Consider the following 21,451-nt stretch of genomic DNA (forward strand, 5'->3'; position numbering starts at 1 on the left):
GCCCAGCTCGAGAAGGACCTCACCACCCCCGATGACCGATAGCAGGATCGATCCCGACGACCTCGCCACCTGTCTGCGGGTCCTCGACCAGGCCAGCCGATTGGACAAGGACCACCCCGATTCGGTGACGGTGCAGCACGCGGTCGGCCGGATGTACAAACACCTGAAACGCGCTCGCCGTACGGCCGCCCGGCAGGCCGTGGCCGCCGCCGACCGCGCGGTGATCGCCGCCACCGCCACCGGGTCCCCGAGCCGGGTCGACGACGAGACCGCGGGCATTCCCCTCACCTCGACCGCAACCGGCGCCACCGCGGGCACACTGTTACGGGCACGTCCCTGCTATATCTGCAAGGAGAAATACACCAGGGTCGACGCCTTCTACCATCAACTGTGTCCGGACTGCGCCGCCATGAGCCACGCACGTCGGGACGCGCGCACCGATCTCACCGGCCGGCGCGCCCTGCTCACCGGCGGTCGCGCGAAGATCGGCATGTACATCGCGCTGCGTCTGCTGCGCGACGGCGCGCACACCACCATCACCACCCGCTTCCCCAACGACGCCATCCGTCGCTTCACCGCCCAACCCGACAGCGCCGACTGGTTGCATCGCCTACGAATCGTCGGCATCGACCTACGAGACCCATCGCAGGTCATGGCCCTCGCCGACGACACCGCCGCGCAGGGACCGCTCGATATCCTGATCAACAATGCCGCACAGACGGTGCGTCGCTCCCCCGGCGCCTACCGCGCTCTGGTGGAGGCCGAATCGGCACCGCTACCCGCGGGACCGCTCCCGGAGACGGTGTCCTTCGGCCAGACCATGCAGGCGCACCCCAGCGCACTCACCGCCTCGTTGGAGCCGGCCTTGTCCGGGGCCGAGGTGGCCGAATTGGCTCTGGTCGCGGGGTCGGCGACTCCGGAGCGGATCTCCCGCGGGGTGGCCATCGACGCGGGCGGTTTGGTCCCGGATCTGGCACACACCAACAGTTGGGTGCAGACGGTCGGTGAGGTCGACCCCACCGAGTTGCTGGAAGTGCACCTGTGCAACGCCGTCGCGCCCTTCATTCTGGTGTCCCGGTTGCGGCCGGCGATGGCGGCGTCCCCGGCGCGCCGCAAGTACGTGGTGAACGTATCCGCGATGGAAGGCCAGTTCGCCCGAGGATACAAAGGCCCCGGCCATCCCCACACCAACATGGCCAAGGCGGCGTTGAACATGCTCACCCGCACCAGTGCCCGGGAGATGTTCGAAACCGACCGCATCCTCATGACCGCCGTGGATACCGGGTGGATCACCGACGAGCGACCGCACTACACGAAGATGCGACTCGCCGAGGAGGGTTTCCATGCACCCCTGGACCTGGTCGACGGGGCGGCGCGGGTCTACGACCCGATCGTCCGCGGCGAACAGGGAGAGGACCTGTTCGGATGTTTCCTGAAGGATTACCGCCCTTCCCCGTGGTGACGGGGGAAACGGAAAGCGCTGTCCCACCGACACCCGCGCGGCTTATCCTGGAAGAGTGCTGTACCGGTTCCTGGCCGACCTCACCGCCGTCACCCACCTGATCTTCATCGGGTACGTGGTGGTCGGCGGTTTCCTCGCCTGGTGTCTGCCGCGCACTCTCTGGGCGCATATCGCGGCGGTCGCATGGGGTTTCGGCACCATCGTGGTCGGCTACGACTGCCCGCTCACCCATGCCGAGAACTGGGCTCGGAAACAGGCCGGGCAAGAGGGGCTGCCGCCCGAGGGGTTCATCGCCCATTATCTGACCGGTGTCATCTATCCGGAGAGCGCCCTCGGTCTGGTCCGATTGCTGGTCGCCGCCTGTGTCGTGGCGTCGTGGGCGGGATTCGTATGGCGGGCACGACACAACACCGGCACCGCACACGTGACCGGGTGATGAGCCGCGGCTTTCATACCGTGAATGCGGGCGCACGGCTGGTACGCGAGTACGAAAACGGGATCGGGATCGACGAATCACCTGCGGTGCACTGGCCCGATCCGAGCGCACATCTCGCGGCCACACTGCCGGTCTGGGGGTTGGCCGCCGGATCGGTCCAGGCCTTTCTCTCGGCGGCCAATAGATTCCGACGTCTCCACGGCATCGCCGCGGTCGCGCATCGACTCGATCCGGAGCGTATCGCCGCGTCCTTCGCCAGTGATCGATTGCTCCGCATCGATGGCGCCCCGGTATCCGGATTCGCCGAACTCTCCGGTTTCTTTCCCACCCTCGACGGGTGGATCCGCACCCACGCCAACTACCCGCATCACCGCGCCCGACTACTGAAGGCGCTGGAGTTACCTGCCGACGTCTCAGTGGATTCGGTGCGGGCCCGGACAGCCGGGATGCGCGGCAGTGTGGTGGAGGAGTTGGCCGCCGCCGAGGGCGCAATAGCGGTCCGTGTCCGCACCGAGGCGGAGTGGCGAACAACTCCGCAGGCGCATGCGGCCGCGGCCGGCCCGCTGGTCGCGCTGTCCGAACGGGCCGACCGTGGAAATCACCGACCGACGGCCGGAACCCCGCTACAACCGCTGCGGGGCGTGCGGGTGGTGGACCTCACCCGGGTGATCGCGGGGCCGGTGGCAACCAGGGCGTTATCCCTGCTGGGCGCCGAAGTCCTGCGGATCGATCCACCGGGCCTGCCGGAGATCCCCTGGCAATTCGTCGATACCGGGCAGGGCAAGCGTTCGACCTTGCTGGATCTGCGCACCGACCGCTCCCACATCGACGCCCTACTGGATACCGCGGACGTGCTGGTCACCGGATATCGACCGGGCGCACTCGAAAACCTCGGTCTCACCGGCCGGGCCGGTTTGGTACACGGGCGGGTGAGCGCATGGGGCGAGACCGGGCCATGGGGCGGGCGTCGGGGTTTCGACAGTATCGTCCAGGCGGCGTCGGGGATTTCCCTGGCGGAGGGGTCCTCCGCCGCACCGGGTGCGCTTCCCGCGCAGGCACTCGACCATGCCTCGGGGTATCTACTGGCCGCCGGCATCATCGACGCGCTTGCCGCCCGTACCACCGATGGGATCGGCCGGGATGTGCGCGTATCACTGGCCCGCACGGCCTCCTGGTTGGCGGCCGCACCCGAACGCACACCGACGCATCCCGCACCGACGCCGCCGAGTACGGCTGCCACGGTCACCCATGGTCGGATCCGCACCGCCGCGCCCGCACCGGCCGAGTATCCCGACTATCCGTGCCCCGCACCCGACTACGGCCGCGACAAACCCATATGGACCTACCGCAGTATGTAGCGGCTGGTCGGGACGACATCGATATCGCGGTCGGCGCCGAATGCCGCCACGCTCCGCATCATCGTCTCGATCCGGCGACCGAGTTCCGCGGCGTCCCCACCGCTGCCGTAGAAGGCATGCGGGTCGGTGAGCGCCTCGATCGGGAACAGCTCCTCGACCACGGCGGCCACGTCCGGTGCGGTGGCGGTGACCGGGCCGATCACCCGGTGCTGCACATAACCGAACGTGGCCTGGACGGCGATCGCGATCTCGGTGTGCCGGTTCCGCCAGTGATCCAGCCATTCCTCGTATGGCTGGTCGACGGGACGGCGTAAGAAGGCCATATTGGCCAGGCCCGGTGTTCGTTCGCGCACACCCACGGACGGAGGCGGCAGCGGCGTGAACGTCTCCACCCGCCACCCCTCCACGCGTTGCGCAACCGGTTTCAGAGCCGATATCACCGCCGGTATGTCCATACCGGTCCGTGCGGTGAGCACGAGGACCGCCTGGATCGGGATATCGAAAGTGGTGAGGCGCAACATGGCATCGGCCACCTCGGCATCGGCGATATTGGCCTGAACGGAGACGGCCCCGGCCTCGGTCAGACGGTCGATCAATTCGGTGGCGAACAGGTCACCGACACCCCACAGCGCGAAGATCACTGTCTCTGGTTCCACCGCGCACCACCTTTTGAAACAGGTTCTACTTTCTGGGCGAGTGTACGGCGCCGCCCGGGTATGAAAAAGGTTTCCGGACAATCCCGAGCGCGACGACCGGTCAGAGACCGGTGGCGATCTCGACCACGACCTGCTCTGGAGTGACCTCCCGCACGGTGAGGTTCATCCCCTCCGCCTGCCGACTCTCCCCCACCGGCACGGCGACCTGTCGGCCTGCCACGGTCAGCGTCACCGTATTGCCCTCCACGGCGGTGAGTTCGGCATTCACGCCGAGCACGCTGATCTCGGCTTCCACCCCACGATCGAAGGTGATCGTGCAGCCGCCGAGATCACATTCACTCTTCGTACCGGGTCCGGTGGTACTACAGGCGACTACGCCGAGTGATACCGAACAGATGAGAAAGGATGCAGCGATCAGCCGCCGAACGAGCATACGACCAGTGTATGGGGCGGGCGACAACATAACCGGAACATCGCACGATCCCCCACGTGGACGGTTCTCCGCACGCCCGAAGAGGACCGAACGAATCCCGCGGCGAGCACCGGAGTCTCCAGGCGCATCACCGCACCGAAAGCCACACCGGATCGACGCTCCGGCGGCCCAGCTCAGATACCTATTACCGCCGGTAGTGAACCATCCCACCGATATCACGCGACTCGTAACGGTAGAGGAATCAGTTATAGCAAACTACGCAAAACTATGAATTAGATCTCATCGAATGTGTGTGTCCGACGCCATTCCGAAGCGGAAATTGCCCGAGATCTGCGGACGACGCCGTTCCACATTCCTCCGAGGACTTCGACCGGCCGCGCAGGCCCCTGGTTCGGGGGGCACGCCCGCCAATCGAACCGCCCCGGATTCGATAAGGTCTCACCCACGCTCTCCGTGCGGGCCACGGGCGTTCGAAACGCCCGGTGACCATACGGAAGCGGACCGTGATCGACCAGAGAGTGATACCGCACCGAATGGCCCCAACCCGTCGCTCCACCCGCCGCGTCCAACACGTTCGATCACGGCACCTGCTGTTCGGCCAACTGTTGACCGCTGCCGTGGACACGGCGTTCGACACGGTGGCGGTCCGCTTCGACCCGACCGGCAACCCCACCGATCGGCGCGAGCTCACCTACCGGGAACTCGACGAGGAGTCCGCGCGACTGGCGCGTCATCTCATCGATTACGGCGTGGGCCCGGGGGACTTCGTCGCGGTGGCCCTGCCCCGTTCGGTGGAATTGATCCTGGCGGTGTGGGCGGTGGCGAAAACGGGTGCGGCCTATGTGCCGATCGACCCCACCTACCCGCCCAACCGAATCGCGCATATGATCGCCGATTCGGGTGTGACGCTCGGTATCACGGTCACCGAACATCGCAGCGTCCGGACCGCCCCCGAAGTCGAGTGGATCGAACTGGACGATCCCGTCCAGCGGGATCGGATCGCCGACCGCCCCGCGCATCCGGTGTCCTACGCCGATCGTTTGCGACCGGTGGCGGCGCAGCACATCGCGTATGTCATCTTCACCTCCGGTTCGACCGGGCGCCCCAAAGGGGTGGCGGTAACCCACACAGGTCTGGCGGGGCTCGTCGAATCCGAGATATCCCGACGCGGGGTGACCCGGGCATCCCGGATAGCCCAACTGTGCTCGCCCAGCTTCGACGTCTCGCTGATCGAAATGCTGGTGGCATTCTCCGTCGGAGCCACTCTGGTGATCGTGCCCCCGACGGTCTTCGGCGGCCCCGAACTCGGCGAACTGTTGCGCCGGCAACGGATCACGCATCTGTTCGTCACCCCGAGCGTATTGGAATCGCTGGATCCCGATCACCCGAACGAACTGCGCACGATCGTCTGCGCCGGGGAACGACTGGGGCCGGAACCGGTAGCGCGCTGGACGCGCCCCGGACGTCGGGTGCACAACGGGTACGGACCGACCGAGACCACGATCTTCGCGGTCTGCTCCGACGGGCTGAAGCCGGGCGAACAGGTCCATATCGGTACCGCCGTCCCCGCCATGGGCACCTATGTCCTCGACTCCTATCTGCGGCCGGTACCGGAGGGAGTGATCGGCGAACTGTATCTGACCGGTCCAGCCCTCGCCCTCGGCTATCTCGCCCGACCGGCAGCGACCGCGGAACGTTTCGTCGCCAACCCGTTCGAGACCACGAGCGGCCGCATGTATCGCACCGGCGACCTGGTACGTCGCACCTCGACAGGAACGTTGGAATACCACGGTCGGGTCGACTTCCAGGTCAAGATCCGCGGGCTGCGCATCGAACTCGACGAAATCGACAACATCCTCACCACCCACCCCGATATCGACTACGCCGCCACCGTGGGCGCCATGCTGCCCTCCGGCGCGCAGGCCCTGGTGTCGTATGTGCTGCCCCGCGTCACCACCGAAGGCGGTCGGGTACGACCGGACACCGCCGAGCTCACCGAGTTCCTCGCCCGGACCCTCCCGGCTCCCATGATCCCCGCCGCGATCATGGTGCTCGATGAACTACCGCTGACCCCCGTCGGGAAACTGGACCGTGCCGCGCTACCGGAACCCATGCTGGGCACGCGCCGGTTCCGGGCGGCGACGACCTCCACCGAACAGTTGGTGGCCGATACCTTCGCCGCGCTGCTGCACCCGGCGGGTGACCGGCCGGTGGGCGCCGACGACGACTTCTTCGACCTCGGCGGCAATTCCCTTCTCGCCACCCAGGCCGTGGCTCGGATCGGGACCATACTGGGACGCCGGGTCCCGGTGACCTGGTTGTTCGGCGCATCGACGGTGGCGAAACTCGCCGCTCGGCTGGACGAGCAGACCGACCGGCCGACCGGGAACGTCGCCGCACCGCGCCCGATGCCGCGGCCGGAGCGTATCCCGCTGTCGTACGCCCAACGGCGGATGTGGTTCCTCAACCGATACGACCCGACGGCCGCGAACAACAATATCCCGCTCGCGGTCCGCCTGACCGGGCGACTGGATGTATCGGCGTTGCGGGCCGCGATCATCGATCTCGTCACGCGACACGAGGTGTTGCGCACCAGTTACCCGGAATACGACGGGGTCGGCTACCAGCGTGTTCACGATCCGGCCGAGCCAGGGGTGGTTCCCGACCTGCCGGTGCACACCATCGCCGATTCGGACCTGGTCGACCACCTGGTGGCGGTGGTGCTCCAGGGCTTCGATGTCACGGCGGCACCGCCGATCCGGGTGCATCTGCTGCGGACCGGCGATACCGAGCATGTGTTGATCTGCGTGATCCACCATATCGCCGGCGACGGATCGTCCCTGCTGCCCCTGGCCCGCGATCTGATGACCGCCTATTCGGCCCGCCGCGCCGGTACGGCCCCCACATGGGACCCGCCGGCCCTGCAGTACGCGGACTACACCCTGTGGCAACGCGAACTGCTCGGCGCCGAGGATGATCCCGATTCGCTGCTGAGCAGGCAGCTCGAATTCTGGCGAGACCGCCTCGCGGGCCTACCGGAAACCCTGGATCTGCCCGCCGACCGGCCCCGTCCCGCGGTGTTCTCCGGCCGGGGCGCCACCTACGAATTCTCCATCGACGTCTCACTGCACGCGGCGCTGCAACGGTTGGCGCAGCAACACGACTCGACCCTGTTCATGGTGATGCACACGGCATTCGCGCTGCTGCTGGGTCGTCTGTCGACCGCCCGCGACATCACCGTCGGCACCGCGACCGCGGGCCGCGATCACGCCGCGCTCGGTGATCTTATCGGTATGTTCGTCAACACCCTCCCGGTGCGCACCGAGATCGATTCCGATCTCACCTTCGCCGAACTGCTACATCAGGTACGCGCCCGCAATATCGAGGCGCTCACCAATGCCGACGTGCCGTTCGAACGGCTGGTGGAGCTACTCGCCCCGACCCGGTCCAATGCGCATCACCCGCTGTTCCAGGTGGTGTTCAACTTCCACAACTTCACCTATCCGACATTGGAACTGCCGGAGCTGACCGCCACCGCCCTCGATCCCGCCGTACCGTTGGCGAAATTCGATCTCGAATTGACCGTGCTCCCCCACGAGCAGGATCGGGTCCCGCTCGGGATGTCGGCGGCCTTCACCTACGCCACCGATCTGTTCGACGAGACCACCGTCGCCGGATTCGCGCGCCGACTCGTCACGATCCTGACCGCCGTCACTCGATCGGTGGACCGGCCGGTGGGTGATATCGATCTACTAGACCCCGCCGAACGCGCCGGTGTTCTGCACGACTGGAACACCAATCGGCGTCCGCTGTCCCCGGCACCGGTACTCGAGGCCTATCGACGTGCGGTACAACGGTATCCGGACGCCCCGGCCGTTGCCGACCCGACGGTCGAGCTCACCTACCGAGAGTTCGACGCTCGGGTCAACCGCCTGGCCCGCGTCCTGATCGACCGAGGTGTGGGACCGGAGTCCCTGGTGGCGCTGACGATACGCCGCTCGGTGGACCATCTGGTCGGCATGTACGCGATACTCACCGCGGGCGGCGCCTACCTGCCGGTGGATCCCGATCATCCGGCCGAGCGGATCGCCCATGTGCTCGACACGGCCCAACCGATGTGCGTTGTCACCCGGGCCGGCGATATGGTGCCGACTCCCCCGAACCTCCCGGTCCTCGATCTGGAGACATCCGTCCCGGACCATATTTCCGGTGCTCCGGTTCGCTCCGCCGAACTGCTCCGGCCGCTCGTGCCGGACCATCCGGCGTACGCGATCTTCACGTCCGGGTCGACCGGGCGTCCCAAAGGCGTCCTGATCACGCATCGCGCCATCCACAACCACATCACCTGGATGGCGGCACGCCACCCCATGGGGCCCGGGGACGTGTATCTGCAGAAATCGCCGACAGCGTTCGATATCTCGTTCTGGGGCAATCTCATGCCACTGGCGTCGGGGGCGAAAGTCGTCGTCGCCGCCCGGGACGGACATCGCGATCCGGCCTATCTCGTCGCGGCGATGGCCGAACACGGGGTGACCACAATCGATTTCGTGCCCGCGATGGCGGAGGTGGTCGCGGCGCACATCGAACCCGGATCGCTGCCGAAACTGCGGGATCTGTTCATCGGCGGGGAGGCGCTGCCACGCGATACGGTGCGGGCCATCCACGCCGTCACCGACGCCCACGTCCACAATATGTACGGCCCCACCGAGACGACGGTCACGGTGACCACCTGGACGGCCGGCCCGGACGAGAGCGCGACGGTGACGATCGGGTGCCCGGGCTGGAACACCCGCGTGTACGTCCTGGATTCGCGGCTGCGACCGGTGCCGGTGGGGGTTCCGGGCGAGCTGTATCTGGGAGGCGTGCAGCTGGCACGCGGCTATATGGGGCAGCCGGGAACGACAGCGCAGCGCTTCGTCGCAGACCCGTTCGGTACCGGAACCCGGCTGTACCGCACCGGTGATCTGGTCGTCTGGCGAGCGCCGGCCGCGGATCGACCGGCCGTGCTGGATTACCTGGGCCGCACCGATTTCCAGGTGCAGATTCGCGGTCAGCGCATCGAGCTCGGTGAGATCGAGAGCGTCCTGCGGGCACAGCCCACGGTCGATCGGGCGGTGGCGGCTGTGCGGTCGTCGTCCATGGGCGATCGGCTGGTGGCCTATGTGGTTCCCCACCCGGACGAGATCGTGGATCGCCGGCGGCTGCGGGACGCGCTCGCCGAAGCGCTGCCCGACTATATGGTGCCCTCCGCGGTGGTCGTTCTCTCGGAACTTCCGGTGAACGCCAGCGGCAAAGTGGATCGGCGCGCCCTACCGGAACCGGTGGTGGAGACCGCGGAATACCGCGCGGCCCGAACGCCCGCCGAGCGGTCGGTTGCCGAGGTGTTCGCCGAACTGATCGGTGTGGAACGGGTGGGAATCGACGACGATTTCTTCGCTCTCGGCGGTAATTCGCTGCTCGCGACACGCGCGGTGGCCCGTCTGAACGAGGCGCTCGACACCCGGATCGGGGTACGCGACCTGTTCGAGGCGCCCGGTGTTGCCGCGCTCGCCGCCCGGTTGCACCCCGGCACCGGAACCGCCCGTCCACCGCTGGCGCAGACGACCCGACCCGAGCATGTTCCGTTGTCGCTCGCCCAGCAGCGGATGTGGGTGCTCAACCGCATGGATCCGGATTCGGCCGCCTACAATCTGCCGTTCGCCATCCGACTCTCGGGTGCCCTCGATCCGACGGCCCTGGAACGCGCGGTCGGCGATGTGCTGGAACGCCACGAGGCACTGCGCACCCGATTCCCCGTCGACGCCGACGGTCGGCCGTATCAGCAGACCCTGCCGGTGGACGCGGTGCTGCCGAACGGACTGCCGGTCGAATCCGGCGGAACCGAGGAGATCACCGAGACGGTCGCCCGAGTGCTGTCCACCGGTTTCGACATAACCACCACGGCGCCGGTACGACTGCGGCTCTTCGGCTCCGGCGCAGAACACCTGCTGGTCATCGTGGTGCACCATATCTGCGCCGACGGGGCCTCACTGGCGCCCCTGGCCCGTGACCTGATGACCGCCTATACCGCCCGGGTCGGCGGCACCGCACCGGCGTGGACCCCGCTACCGGTGCAGTACACCGACTACACGCTCTGGCAGCATCGGATCGTCGGCGACTTCGACGATCCGGAATCCGTTGCCGCCCGGCAGCTGTCCTATTGGCGTACACGTCTCGCCGGTTACGTGGGACAGTTGGAGCTGCCGCTGGACCGTCCACGCCCGCAGGTGACGTCGTCCCGTGGCGGTTCGACCGTGCTCACCGTCCCCGCACCACTGCACGAACGGCTGGCCGGGATCGCCCGCGAGCACAACGCCTCGTTGTTCATGGTGTTCCACGCGGCATTGGCGGTGCTGGTGGGGCGGGTGTCCGGCAGCGACGATATCGTCATCGGCACACCGGTCGCCGGTCGTGGTGATCGCGCCCTCGACGATCTGGTCGGAATGTTCGTCAACACCCTCGCCCTGCGCACCGAGCTCCATCCGGGATCCACCTTCCACGACCTGATCGATCAGGTCCGCGCTGGTGATCTGTCGGCCCTCGACCACACCGATGTTCCGTTCGAACGGGTGGTGGAGGAGATCGCCCCGGACCGCTCGGGCACCCATCCCCTCGTCCAGGTGGTGTTGTCGTTCCAGAACATCGAGCAGCCGACACTCGAACTGCCGGGACTGACGGTGGCCCCGGTGGACACCGGGATGGTGACGGCGAAATTCGATCTGCAGGTGATCGTGGACCCCCGATCCACCGCCGACGGTTCTCCCGCCGAGGTGGAGGTGGTGTTCGTCCACGCCACCGACCTTTTCGACACCGCGACCGTCGAGGCGCTCACACGCCGGTTCGAACGGATCCTCACCGCGGTGGCCACCGATCCCGCGACCGTGGTCGGAGAGATCGATATCCTCGATCCCGACGAAGGCCGGCCGCTGCGCACGGCCGCTCTCTGCCACACCCCGGCACATCGGTTCGAACCGGCCACCCTGCCCGAACTCGTCGGCGCGCGGGCTCGATTCCATCCGGAGGCCACGGCGGTCCGCTTCGGCACCACCTCGGTGTCCTTCGACGCCCTGCAGCGGTATGCGAACCGGATCGCGCGGGCGCTCATCGCCACGGGCGCGGGACCGGAGTCCCTGGTCGCCGTGGCGGTACCGCGAACCGAGCTGCTGCCGATCGCGCTACTCGGCGTGCTCACCGCCGGTGCCGCCTATCTCCCGATCGATCTCACCTATCCGGCCGAGCGGCTGGAATTCGTCCTCACCGACGCGAAGCCGGTCTGTGTCCTCACCACATCCGAGCATCGGTCACAGCTACCGGAGACCGGACTGCCGGTGATTCCGATCGATGGACCACTCGCCGAGGAAACCGATTACGACGACGAACCGGTCACCGACACCGACCGCACCGCGCCGCTACGTCCGGACAACCTCGCATACGTCATCTACACCTCCGGTTCCACGGGTGTGCCCAAAGGGGTGGGGGTGACCCACCGCAATGCGGCCGAACTCATCGCGAACACCCGACCGCTGTTCGGTTTCGACACCACGGATGTGTGGACGTTGTTCCATTCCTTCGCCTTCGATTTCTCGGTATGGGAACTGTGGGGCGCGCTCACCACCGGAGGCAGTGTCGTCGTGGTCGACCACGCCACCTCTCGATCGCCGGAACTGTTCCGCCGATTACTGGTTCGAGAACGAGTGACGGTGCTGAACCAGACCCCGTCGGCGTTCTATCAGCTCGCCGACGCCGATATCGATGCCGACCCGGCGGACGGAGATCTCTCGCTGCGGTATGTGATCTTCGGCGGCGAGGCACTGGATCCGCGGAAACTGCGACGTTGGTACGACCACTGCTCCGGTGGCCCGGCTCCACGGCTGGTCAATATGTACGGCATCACCGAGACCACCGTGCACGTCTCGTTCCTGCCGCTGGACGAGTCCGCGGCGGACACCCCCGGCAGTCCGATCGGCGGACCGCTGCCCGGTCTGTCCACCCCGGTACTCGACAACCGGCTCCGCCTCACGCCGTTCGGCGCTCCCGGGGAAATCCATGTCACCGGACAGCAGCTGTCCCGCGGCTACCTGGGCCGTCCCGGGCTCACCGCGACACGTTTCGTCGCGAACCCGTTCGGGCCGCCCGGTTCCCGGATGTATCGCTCGGGCGATATCGCCCGATTGGTACGCGGCGGCACCACCGAACTTCCCGCCGCCGACGAGCCCGGATGTATCGATATCGGACTCGCTTACCTTCGACGTGGTGATCAGCAGGTCCAGTTGCGTGGTTTCCGGATCGAACTCGGTGAGATCGAAGCGGCGCTGCTGCGTTGTCCCGGGGTACGGCAGGCCGTCGCCACAGTGCACTCCGATACCACCGTCGGGGATCGGATCGTCGCCTATGTCGTTCCCACCGCGGGCACGGACCTTGATCCGATGGCCCTTCGGATTCGGATATCGGAACGACTCGCCGACTATATGGTGCCGGCGGTGGTCATGCCCCTCGACGAGCTGCCGTTGACCCCCAACGGCAAGCTCGACCGGCGTGCCCTGCCTGCTCCGCGGTTCCGGGCCCGCGCCTACCGCGAGCCCACCACCACGATCGAACGGACCGTCACCGGTATCTTCGCCGAGGTACTCGGGGTCGACCGCTACGGTATGGACGACAATTTCTTCGAGCACGGCGGAAATTCGCTGATAGCGGTGAAGCTGACCGCCCGATTGTCGGAGGCGCTGGGCACGCGGATCCCGGTGATGCGGGTGTTCTCCGCCCCCACCCCCGCGGACCTGCTCGCCCATACGCATCAGGGATCGCTCGACACCGAGGCGGCCTTCGACCCCCTGCTCCCCCTGCGGCCGGCCGGTTCGACCGCACCGCTGTTCTGTATTCATCCCGTCTCGGGTATCTCCTGGTCGTATGCGGGGCTGGCCGCGTATCTGCCGTCCGACCGCCCGCTCTACGGCCTACAGACCCCGGCGCTGGCGGCGGACGCGGAGCTACCGGACTCCATCGAGACCTGGGCGTCCCACTATCTCGGGCTGATCCGCTCGGTACAGCCCACGGGCCCGTACCATCTGCTCGCCTGGTCCTTCGGTGGTGTCATCGCCCACGAGATGGCGGTGCAGTTGCAGAACGCCGGGGAACACGTGGCGCTGCTGGCGGTCATGGACGCCTATATGCACGATCCGTCCGGGACGCTGACGAGCACGGTCGCCGGGAACGCCGCGCAGGTGCCGGTGGCGGAGCTGCTGGGCGGTCTGCTGGGGGAGCAGGCCGGTGACCTCGGCAATCTCGCGGAATTGGATTGGACCACGCTACCTCGGCTGGTCGCCGAACTCCCGGAGCCGTTCGCGTCGTTCGGCGCCGACCGGGTCACCCGCATTCTCGACGCGGCGGCGCATTCGGTGCAGTTGCGCAGTGACTATCGACCGGCGGTGTATCGCGGCGACGTCGTGTATTTCACCGCCGCGGTCGACGACCCGACCGGACGGGTCGGCGCCTCGCTGTGGGCGAAGATCGTCGACGGCACCGTCCACAATGTCGCGGTCCCGACCACTCACTGGCGGATGACCTCGGCTGCCGGGCTCGCTCGGATCGCCCGGGCCTTGACGGCTCTGTGGGACACCGGGGATATCGACGGCGAGAAGGTAATAGCAGAAGAAGGAGATGAATGATTTACATCACATAGCGGATTGCTATGTTCAATATAAATAGCATGAAATTCCGTTAAATAGCTTGGCATTTGCGATTCCGAACGACGGGCGCACACCGATCGCGCCCATCTGCCCTCAACTCATATCCCACCCCGATGGGACATTCGTTCGCTAATGTCCGATTCGCCCCTCGGCCATGGCCATACGCGGGCGATATCTCCGCGTACCCAGGGACGATGCGGGCATCGAGCCATTCGAGAGTGATAGGGCACCGCATGACCGCCACCCGTCGTCCCGCACGTCGCGCCCCCCATTCTCGTTGCCGGTATCCCCTGCTCCCCCAGTTGCTGGGAGCCGCGGTGGATACCGCAGCCGATGCCATGGCGGTCCGATGCCCCACCACCGCGACTCCTACCCGCCGGACCGAACTCACCTACCGGGAACTCGACGAGGAATCGTCACGACTGGCGCGGTATCTCATCGCCCACGGCGCCGGGCCCGGCGATTTCATCGCGGTGGCGATCACCCGCTCGGTGGAATCGGTTCTCGCCGTATGGGCGGTGGCGAAAACGGGCGCCGCCTATGTCCCGATCGATCCCACATACCCCCCGCACCGGATCGCGTTCATGCTCGCCAACTCCGGTGTCACACTCGGGATCACCGTCTCCGCTCATCGCGCCGCGCTCGGCGGTACCGGCACCGTGTGGATCGAACTGGACGATCCCATCCAGCGGAACCGGATCACCGCGCAGCCCGCGCACCCGGTATGTTACCTGGACCGGCTGCGTCCGCTGACCTCCGGCCATATCGCCTATGTGATCTTCACATCCGGCTCGACCGGCCGTCCCAAAGGGGTGGCGGTGACCCACGAAGGGCTCGCCGGCCTCGTCGAACACGAAGTGTCCCGGCACAAGGTGACCCGTGAATCACGGATCGCCCACCTGTGCTCCCCCAGCTTCGACGTCTCGGTTCTGGAAATGCTGCTCGCCTTCTCCACCGGCGCCACACTGGTGGTGGTGCCACCGACCGTCTTCGGCGGCGCAAGCCTCACCGACCTGCTGGAACGCGAACAGGTCACCCATCTGTGCGTCACACCGAGCGTGCTGGAATCCCTGGATCCCGCCGGCCCGAACGCCCTGAAATCCGTTATCTGCGCGGGCGAACGGCTGGGCTCGGAGGCGGTGACGCGCTGGGCCCGCGCGGATCGGTCCGTCCACAACCTGTACGGACCGACCGAGGCCACGATCATCGCCACCGGCAGCGACGCACTGGGGCCGGGAGACCCGGTGCATATCGGCACCGCCGTCCCCGCCATGGGCACCTACGTCCTCGACCCTCACCTGCGACCCGTCCCCGAGGGGGTGATCGGCGAGCTCTACCTCACCGGTCCCGCCCTCGCCCTCGGATACCTACACCGTCCCGCGCTCACCGCGGAGCGTTTCCTCGCCAACCCCTTCCCCACCGACAACACCGGTGCCCGTATGTATCGCACCGGCGACCTCGTCCGCCGCACTCCCGCCGGCGCCCTCGAATACCACGGTCGAGCCGATTCCCAGGTCAAAATTCGCGGCCTTCGTATCGAACTCGACGAAATCGACAACACCCTCGCCGCGCATCCCGATATCGACTACGCCATCACCGTCGGCACCACACTCCCCTCCGGCACACCGGCACTCGTCTCCTACGTCCTGCCCCGGCCGACACACTCCGAGCGAACCGACGACCACGCGTTGTCGCCGCACACCCCGACGAACCGAGAAAGCACACGAGTGCAACCGGACATCGCCGCACTCACGGAATTCCTGGCCGAAACCCTGCCCGCATCCATGCTGCCGACCACGATCACGGTTCTCGACGAACTGCCGCTCACCCCCGTCGGCAAACTGGATCGCGCGGCCCTGCCCGAGCCGGTATTGCACACCCGACCGTTTCGCACACCCGACACACCGATCGCCCTGCTGATCGCCGAGACGTTCGCGGCGGTGCTGTCGCCGTCCGAGAGTTCCGCGACACGACCGGTGGGCGCGGACGACAATTTCTTCGACCTCGGCGGCAACTCTCTGCTCGCCGCCAAAGCCGCGGCCCGTATCGCCGATGCCCTGGGACTCCCGGTACCGGTGAGTCTGCTGTTCGACACCCCCGTGGTCACGGACCTGGCCGAACGGCTGGTCGAGCCGACCCTGTCACCGACGGCCCGACTGTTCGGACCCGTCGAGGCGATATGCGCCGAAACGGCATTCGACATGGTGCTGCCCATACGCACCACCGGGTCGACCGCACCGCTGTTCTGCGTCCACCCCGTCTCCGGGATGTCCTGGCCCTTCGCGGGCCTGTCCACCCATCTGTCCCCACGCCATCCGATCTACGGTCTGCAATCGCCCGTACTCGCCACGGATACGCCGCTGCCGGACAGTATCGAGGAATGGGCAGCGCACTATGTGCGGCTGATCCGCGCGACGCAGCCCCGAGGGCCCTACCATGTGCTCGGCTGGTCGTTCGGGGGTGTGCTCGCCCACGAGATCGCGGTACAACTGCAAGGCGCCGGGGAACGAATCGACCTTCTCGCGATCATGGACGGCCGGATGGCGGTCGGCTCCGCCGGCGCCGGCGTCGGTGCGGTCTGGAGAACGCAGGTGCTCGAACTACTCGGGGAATTCACCGGTACCACCGGGGACTGGACCGAACTGCCTCGACTGGTGGCGGAACTCCCCGAACCGTTCGCCTCGCTCGGCCCCGACCGGATCGTTCGGCTGCTGAACGCGGCGGCGCGTTCGATGGACATGCGTGACACCTACCACCCCTCGACCTATCACGGCGACGTCGTCTACTTCACCCCTGCGCTCGACGATCCCACCGGTGAGTGCGGCGCGGCGCGCTGGGCGGAGATCGTCGCCGGCACGGTTCATGATCACGCGATACCGACCACACACGACAATATGGCATCCACCACCGGATTCGCCCGGATCGCCGAGATTCTGATGGCGTCGTGGAACGGCGACCGAGCCGACGTCCGCTACTCGCGTTCCGCCTGAGCCTCTCCCGAACCACCACCCAACTGCGCCGTAACCCCATATACGGCAAGTGTTTTCGCGACGAGAACTGGCGATCACCGGCGCACGAACCCCGCTGTGTCACGGATACGAGGGGCGATATTCGAGATTTTCGCCCTCGAAATCGGAGCGGGACTGCGGTATCCCGATATCGGAACACCTGTTACGGTGACGACACCGAATGGTCGCCCATGGTCCGTTGCCGGTAGGTCGAACATCGGGATTCACCCACCGGCCTTCTCACCGTCGACCCGGCGCCACCGGGTATCGGTACACGGACACCCGAGATAGGAAATAACTCGATATGGTTCACCCCCAGCCACCCAACCCGCAGAACCCGCACTACCCGCCCGGAGCCTGGCAGCCCGGGCCATCACCACAGCAGGTGGGACCCTATGGCGGTGCGCCCCAACAGTATCCGAAATACGGTATGCAGCCTCCGGGGCCCGGACCGCAGCCCTATCCGCCGCAGGGTGGATACCCGCCACAACGTTCCGGAGGCGGCGGGAGCAAGGTGCTGTTCGCAGTTCTGGGTGTGGTGGTGGTCCTCGTCGTCGCCGCCGGGGTCGGTATTTTTCTCCTGGTCTCCGATAACGGCACCGGGGGCACCGATCAGGATGATCCGCGCGCGGTGGCGCAGGCCTTCGTGAACAGCAACGGAAACCAGGAAGATCTGCTGTGCAAGGCGGATCTGGACAAGATCAAGGACGCGCAAGAGTCTCTCGGACCGCAGCCGACCGGTATTCCTGATATGGATATGTCGGCGAAGTCCACCCTGAAAAGCGTCAACGTTCCCGAGGGCAGCAACTCGGGGACGTTCACCGTCGCGATATCGATGAATATCGCGGGCGAGAGCCTGAACCAGACGGTCACTTACGATCTCGTCAAGGAAGACGGGGAATGGAAGGTGTGCGGCCTGCTCGACTTGCCGTGACAGGGTGGATCCCTCGGCCGTTCCACCGTGCCGGCCGGGCGCACGGCCGGCACGGTCCTCGAAACCCCATGCGCCGTATGACCGTTCCATCCGAACGACCGGCATTCCCGACAGCCTGCTCGGATACTCACGCAACCGGGGCGTCACGAACGTCGATGCGCGAGATTGCCATCGGTTCGCGGACCGTTCGGAGAGAGCCCGTCCGCACCGTAATATGATCGCGCGAAAGATAAAGAACCACTTCCTGTGCAGACAGGAATGCACACCGACAGCGGGAGAGTGAATCAGATGGCAGGCCGTTATTCTGCGGCGATCAAGAAGAAAGCACTCAAACGAGTGGAAAAGCTGCTCGCCGAAGGGAAATCGGTCAATGCCGCCTGCACGGTGGTTGTCGAGCAGTTGGGGCAACCGTCGGTCGCCACATTGGCCGGCTGGGCCAAGGACGCCGGCCTGGTCGCCGGCGCGCCCGCGGCAGCGCCGGCCGAACCGGCACCGCGGCGTCGCCGCGCCTCCACACGCCGTAACGGTGCGAGCGCAGCGGAAACCGTTCGGGCCGAAGCACAGACCGAGACCGATACCGCTTCGACGGAGAGCACCGAAACCGACACCACCGTGCCGGCCGAGACCGTGACGCCCACCGAGTCCGAGGCCACGGCCGAGACCGTGACGCCGGTCGAGACCGAGGCCGTGGCGGAACCGACGGCGGACACCTCCGACGAGGTGACCACGGATGACAAGGGCGCGCAGAGCAGCGATCTTTCCGAATCCACCGATCACAACGGGGCGGCCGAGGCCGCCGAAGAAACCGGAACGTTGGTGCGTATCTCCAACTCGGAGCCGGTGACGTTGGACTCGCATATCACCATCGAGGATCTGGTCGGCGAGATCCGCAGCCTGCGTGCGGCCCTGAACGCGGCGAACGAGGAGAACCGCGCCCTGCGCAATCTCGTCAGCGTCTACGTGAGTCGCTAGGATTCGGTTTTCTCGGCGCCGAAACGGTTTCCGCGCCGTGCGGGATCGGCGGAATCCCATAGCGGCGCCGAATCGGTCGAAACGCATTCACCAGGTACCGGACTCCAGGTGGACCGGGCGGAACTTATACCGCCCGGTTCATGTATTCCGTTTCGCAACGACATACCGGACCGCTCGCGCCGAGTGTGCTCATTCGTGACCTGTGCAATGTGTCCGACGCCCTGTGTTTGCCGCACACGGTTCACCGACCGCCATACCGTGCTCGTTCGAAAGAACCCGATCCGTCGCCCGAATGTCGAAGTTTGTCTATCCGAGACCGGGGCAATCCGTCCCCACCGTTTCCACTGCGGGCTCCGACAGCGATTACCCAGTGGATAGGCGGCATGGTCCCGGTGGTAAGGAGCGTGATGAGGTACGACGAGTACCGTACGTGCGACGCGGTGGGACTGGCTCGGCTGGTCGCCCGCGACGAGGTGCGCCCCATCGAGTTGCTCGAAGTGGCGCTGGCGCGCTATCGGCAGGTCGAACCGGTCGTCAATGCGATAACCCTGCTCCTCGAGGACGAGGGTCGGGCAACGGCCGCCCACCCCGTCGACGGACCGTTCTCCGGTGTTCCGTTCCTGATCAAGGACCTCATGCAGGACTACGCGGGATACCCCACATCCGCGGGTACCACACCGCTGCGTTCCGTTCCGGCCTCGCGACACAGCCTGGTGGTGCAGCGCTGGCTCGACGCGGGACTGGTGGTCTTCGGAAAGACCACCACCTCCGAATTCGGCAGTAAAGGGGTTACCGAAACCCGCACTTTCGGTGCCACCCGCAATCCCTGGGATCCGCACCGCAGCCCCGGCGGATCGTCCGGGGGATCGGCGGCCGCGGTGGCCGCGGGGGTCGTTCCGATGGCCGGCGCCAGTGACGGGGGTGGTTCGATCCGCATACCGGCGGCCTGTACCGGCCTGTTCGGGCTGAAGGCCGGCCGCGGGCTGATCCCGGCCGGCCCGGCGACCGGCGAAGCCATCTACGGAGCCGCCACCGAAGGCGTGCTGTCCCGCAGTGTCCGGGACAGCGCCGTCATGCTGGACGTGCTCAGCGTGCCCGATCCCGGCGCCCCGTATGTCGCGGCCCGCGCCGACCGACCCTATGCCGAGGCCGTGGACACACCCCCGCCGCGGTTGCGTATCGGATTCACCGTCGAATCCCCCCTGCGCACCCCGGTGCACCGCGAGGCCGTGGCCGCCGTCGAGGACGCGGCCCGACTGTTGGAATCCCTCGGCCACGATATCGAGCCCGCAGCCCCGGTTTTCGACGGCGAACAGCTGGCGCAGGATTTCATGACGGTGTGGACCGCCCAATTGGCCGCTGCGGTCGACAACGCCTGCCGAATCACCGGTGCCCGCCTCGGTGATTTCGATATCGACACCCAGGTCATGGCCGCGGTCGGCCGCGCCCTGGGTGCGCCCGCGCTGGTGCGCGCGCACGAACGTTGGAACGACTACACCCGGGCTCTGGCCGAGTTCCACGACACCTACGATCTGCTGCTCACCCCGACCTTGGCCGAGCCACCGCTGCCGATCGGCCGGGACCGCACCCCTGCCTCGTTGGCCGCCCTGCTGCCGCCGCTGTTACGGGCGGGGGCGGGACGATTCGTAGCGCGCACCGGCTTCTATCACGATCAGGTGTTCGCCAATCTCGGTGCGGTCCCGTTCACCCAACTGGCCAATGTCACCGGTCGGCCCGCCATGAGTGTGCCCACCTATCGCACCGCCGCCGGCCTACCCCTGGGCACCCAGTTCGTGGCACCACCCGGTGGGGAATATCTGTTACTACAGCTCGCGAGCCATATCGAACAGGTCCGCCCGTGGGCGCACCACCAACCACCGTTGGACGATGCCGGCCCGTCGTAACCGGCTCGGGCCGCCGCCATCCACCCGGTCAGTTCCGGACGGGTTCCTCGACGAGCAGGCGCCGGAAGCGGCTGCCGTGGAAAACCAGGGGCTCCACCTCGGCCGAAGTGGCCAGCCGGTCGATACGCAGGATGACCACCTTGTGGTCCCCGGCGGGTATCTGTGTTTCGACCGTGGCCTCGAACCATACCGAGGCGCCGTCGATGAACACCGCCCCGCGATGCCCACGATGGGTTTCCAGGCCCTGGAAGCGGTCGATACCACGAGTGCTGAGTGCCCGAGCGGCGTCCTGATGATCCGTGCCGAGAATGCTCAGACCGAGGCGTCCGGCCGGGGCGAGCCGAGCCCAGGTCTCCGAACTGTTCTGCACACAGAACGAGACCAATGGCGGATCCAGGGATACGGGAACGAAGGTACTCACGGCCAGCCCGTGCCGCACACCGTCGACCTCTGCGCAGACGGCGACCACTCCGCTGGGAAAGTGGGCGAAAGCGCGCCGAAGTCCGAGACCATCGGTGGGAACGTCGTTCAGATCGGTCATGGTTCGTTGATCCTCTTCTCGT

Annotated in this window: 11 protein-coding genes; 8 read left to right on the forward strand and 3 right to left on the reverse strand. The window is 66.7% G+C overall.

Annotated elements, in window-relative coordinates; all coding sequences use genetic code 11:
• Nucleotides 1–31 precede the first annotated feature (31 nt).
• Genes ON32_RS19960 through ON32_RS19970 form a run of 3 tightly spaced genes read left to right on the forward strand, consistent with a single transcriptional unit; the run spans nt 32 to nt 3,256 of the window.
• Complete coding sequence (locus ON32_RS19960) at nt 32–1,462, forward strand: SDR family NAD(P)-dependent oxidoreductase (protein WP_040792480.1); 1,431 nt, start codon at nt 32–34, stop codon at nt 1,460–1,462.
• Nucleotides 1,463–1,517: 55 nt separating this feature from the next.
• Nucleotides 1,518–1,898 (forward strand): DUF2784 domain-containing protein, encoded by a 381-nt coding sequence (locus ON32_RS19965; protein ID WP_040792481.1) that lies wholly within the window; start codon nt 1,518–1,520, stop codon nt 1,896–1,898.
• Nucleotides 1,898–3,256, forward strand: coding sequence for a CoA transferase (locus ON32_RS19970; RefSeq protein ID WP_083874669.1), 1,359 nt, complete (start codon nt 1,898–1,900; stop codon nt 3,254–3,256). Before ON32_RS19965 ends, ON32_RS19970 begins: the two co-directional genes overlap by 1 nt.
• Here ON32_RS19970 and ON32_RS19975 read toward each other — a convergent pair.
• A complete protein-coding gene (locus ON32_RS19975; RefSeq protein ID WP_157224257.1) occupies nt 3,241–3,912 on the reverse strand; it encodes an EthD domain-containing protein in 672 nt (223 codons plus the stop codon). The genes ON32_RS19970 and ON32_RS19975 overlap by 16 nt on opposite strands.
• Before the next feature lie 100 nt (nt 3,913–4,012).
• Nucleotides 4,013–4,345 (reverse strand): hypothetical protein, encoded by a 333-nt coding sequence (locus ON32_RS19980; protein WP_040792483.1) that lies wholly within the window; start codon nt 4,343–4,345, stop codon nt 4,013–4,015.
• Between the two features lie 533 nt (nt 4,346–4,878).
• Here ON32_RS19980 and ON32_RS19985 point away from each other — a divergent pair.
• From ON32_RS19985 to ON32_RS20010, 5 genes are all read left to right on the forward strand, one after another.
• Nucleotides 4,879–14,049, forward strand: a complete 9,171-nt coding sequence (locus ON32_RS19985; RefSeq protein WP_157224258.1) for a non-ribosomal peptide synthetase — start codon at nt 4,879–4,881, stop codon at nt 14,047–14,049.
• Between the two features lie 254 nt (nt 14,050–14,303).
• Nucleotides 14,304–17,060 carry an amino acid adenylation domain-containing protein gene (locus ON32_RS19990; protein ID WP_051133488.1) on the forward strand — a complete coding sequence of 919 codons (2,757 nt, stop codon included), beginning with the start codon at nt 14,304–14,306 and terminating at the stop codon, nt 17,058–17,060.
• A 322-nt stretch (nt 17,061–17,382) separates the two neighbouring features.
• Entirely contained in the window at nt 17,383–18,012 is a 630-nt protein-coding gene (locus ON32_RS19995) for an Rv0361 family membrane protein (RefSeq protein WP_157224259.1), read from the forward strand.
• 288 nt (nt 18,013–18,300) lie between these two features.
• Nucleotides 18,301–18,984 carry a hypothetical protein gene (locus ON32_RS20000; protein WP_040792485.1) on the forward strand — a complete coding sequence of 228 codons (684 nt, stop codon included), beginning with the start codon at nt 18,301–18,303 and terminating at the stop codon, nt 18,982–18,984.
• A 407-nt stretch (nt 18,985–19,391) separates the two neighbouring features.
• On the forward strand, nt 19,392–20,888 hold the full coding sequence (locus ON32_RS20010; RefSeq protein WP_040792487.1) for an amidase: 1,497 nt from the start codon (nt 19,392–19,394) through the stop codon (nt 20,886–20,888).
• 28 nt (nt 20,889–20,916) lie between these two features.
• Here the strand turns inward: ON32_RS20010 and ON32_RS20015 are convergent, their stop codons facing one another.
• On the reverse strand, nt 20,917–21,429 hold the full coding sequence (locus tag ON32_RS20015) for a flavin reductase family protein (RefSeq protein ID WP_040792488.1): 513 nt from the start codon (nt 21,427–21,429) through the stop codon (nt 20,917–20,919).
• Nucleotides 21,430–21,451: the final 22 nt, after the last annotated feature.

Origin of the sequence: Nocardia paucivorans NBRC 100373 (assembly GCF_000308675.1) — a bacterium.
GTDB classification, from domain to species: Bacteria; Actinomycetota; Actinomycetes; order Mycobacteriales; family Mycobacteriaceae; genus Nocardia; species Nocardia paucivorans.

Bases quoted from the DNA above. Each gene is read 5' to 3' on its own strand.
- ON32_RS20015 (WP_040792488.1), bottom strand. From the start codon at position 21,429: ATGACCGATCTGAACGACGTTCCCACCGATGGTCTCGGACTTCGGCGC.
- ON32_RS19980 (WP_040792483.1), bottom strand. From the start codon at position 4,345: ATGCTCGTTCGGCGGCTGATCGCTGCATCCTTTCTCATCTGTTCGGTA.
- ON32_RS20000 (WP_040792485.1), top strand. From the start codon at position 18,301: ATGGCAGGCCGTTATTCTGCGGCGATCAAGAAGAAAGCACTCAAACGA.
- ON32_RS19985 (WP_157224258.1), top strand. From the start codon at position 4,879: ATGGCCCCAACCCGTCGCTCCACCCGCCGCGTCCAACACGTTCGATCA.
- ON32_RS19990 (WP_051133488.1), top strand. From the start codon at position 14,304: ATGACCGCCACCCGTCGTCCCGCACGTCGCGCCCCCCATTCTCGTTGC.
- ON32_RS19970 (WP_083874669.1), top strand. From the start codon at position 1,898: ATGAGCCGCGGCTTTCATACCGTGAATGCGGGCGCACGGCTGGTACGC.
- ON32_RS19960 (WP_040792480.1), top strand. From the start codon at position 32: ATGACCGATAGCAGGATCGATCCCGACGACCTCGCCACCTGTCTGCGG.
- ON32_RS20010 (WP_040792487.1), top strand. From the start codon at position 19,392: ATGAGGTACGACGAGTACCGTACGTGCGACGCGGTGGGACTGGCTCGG.
- ON32_RS19995 (WP_157224259.1), top strand. From the start codon at position 17,383: ATGGTTCACCCCCAGCCACCCAACCCGCAGAACCCGCACTACCCGCCC.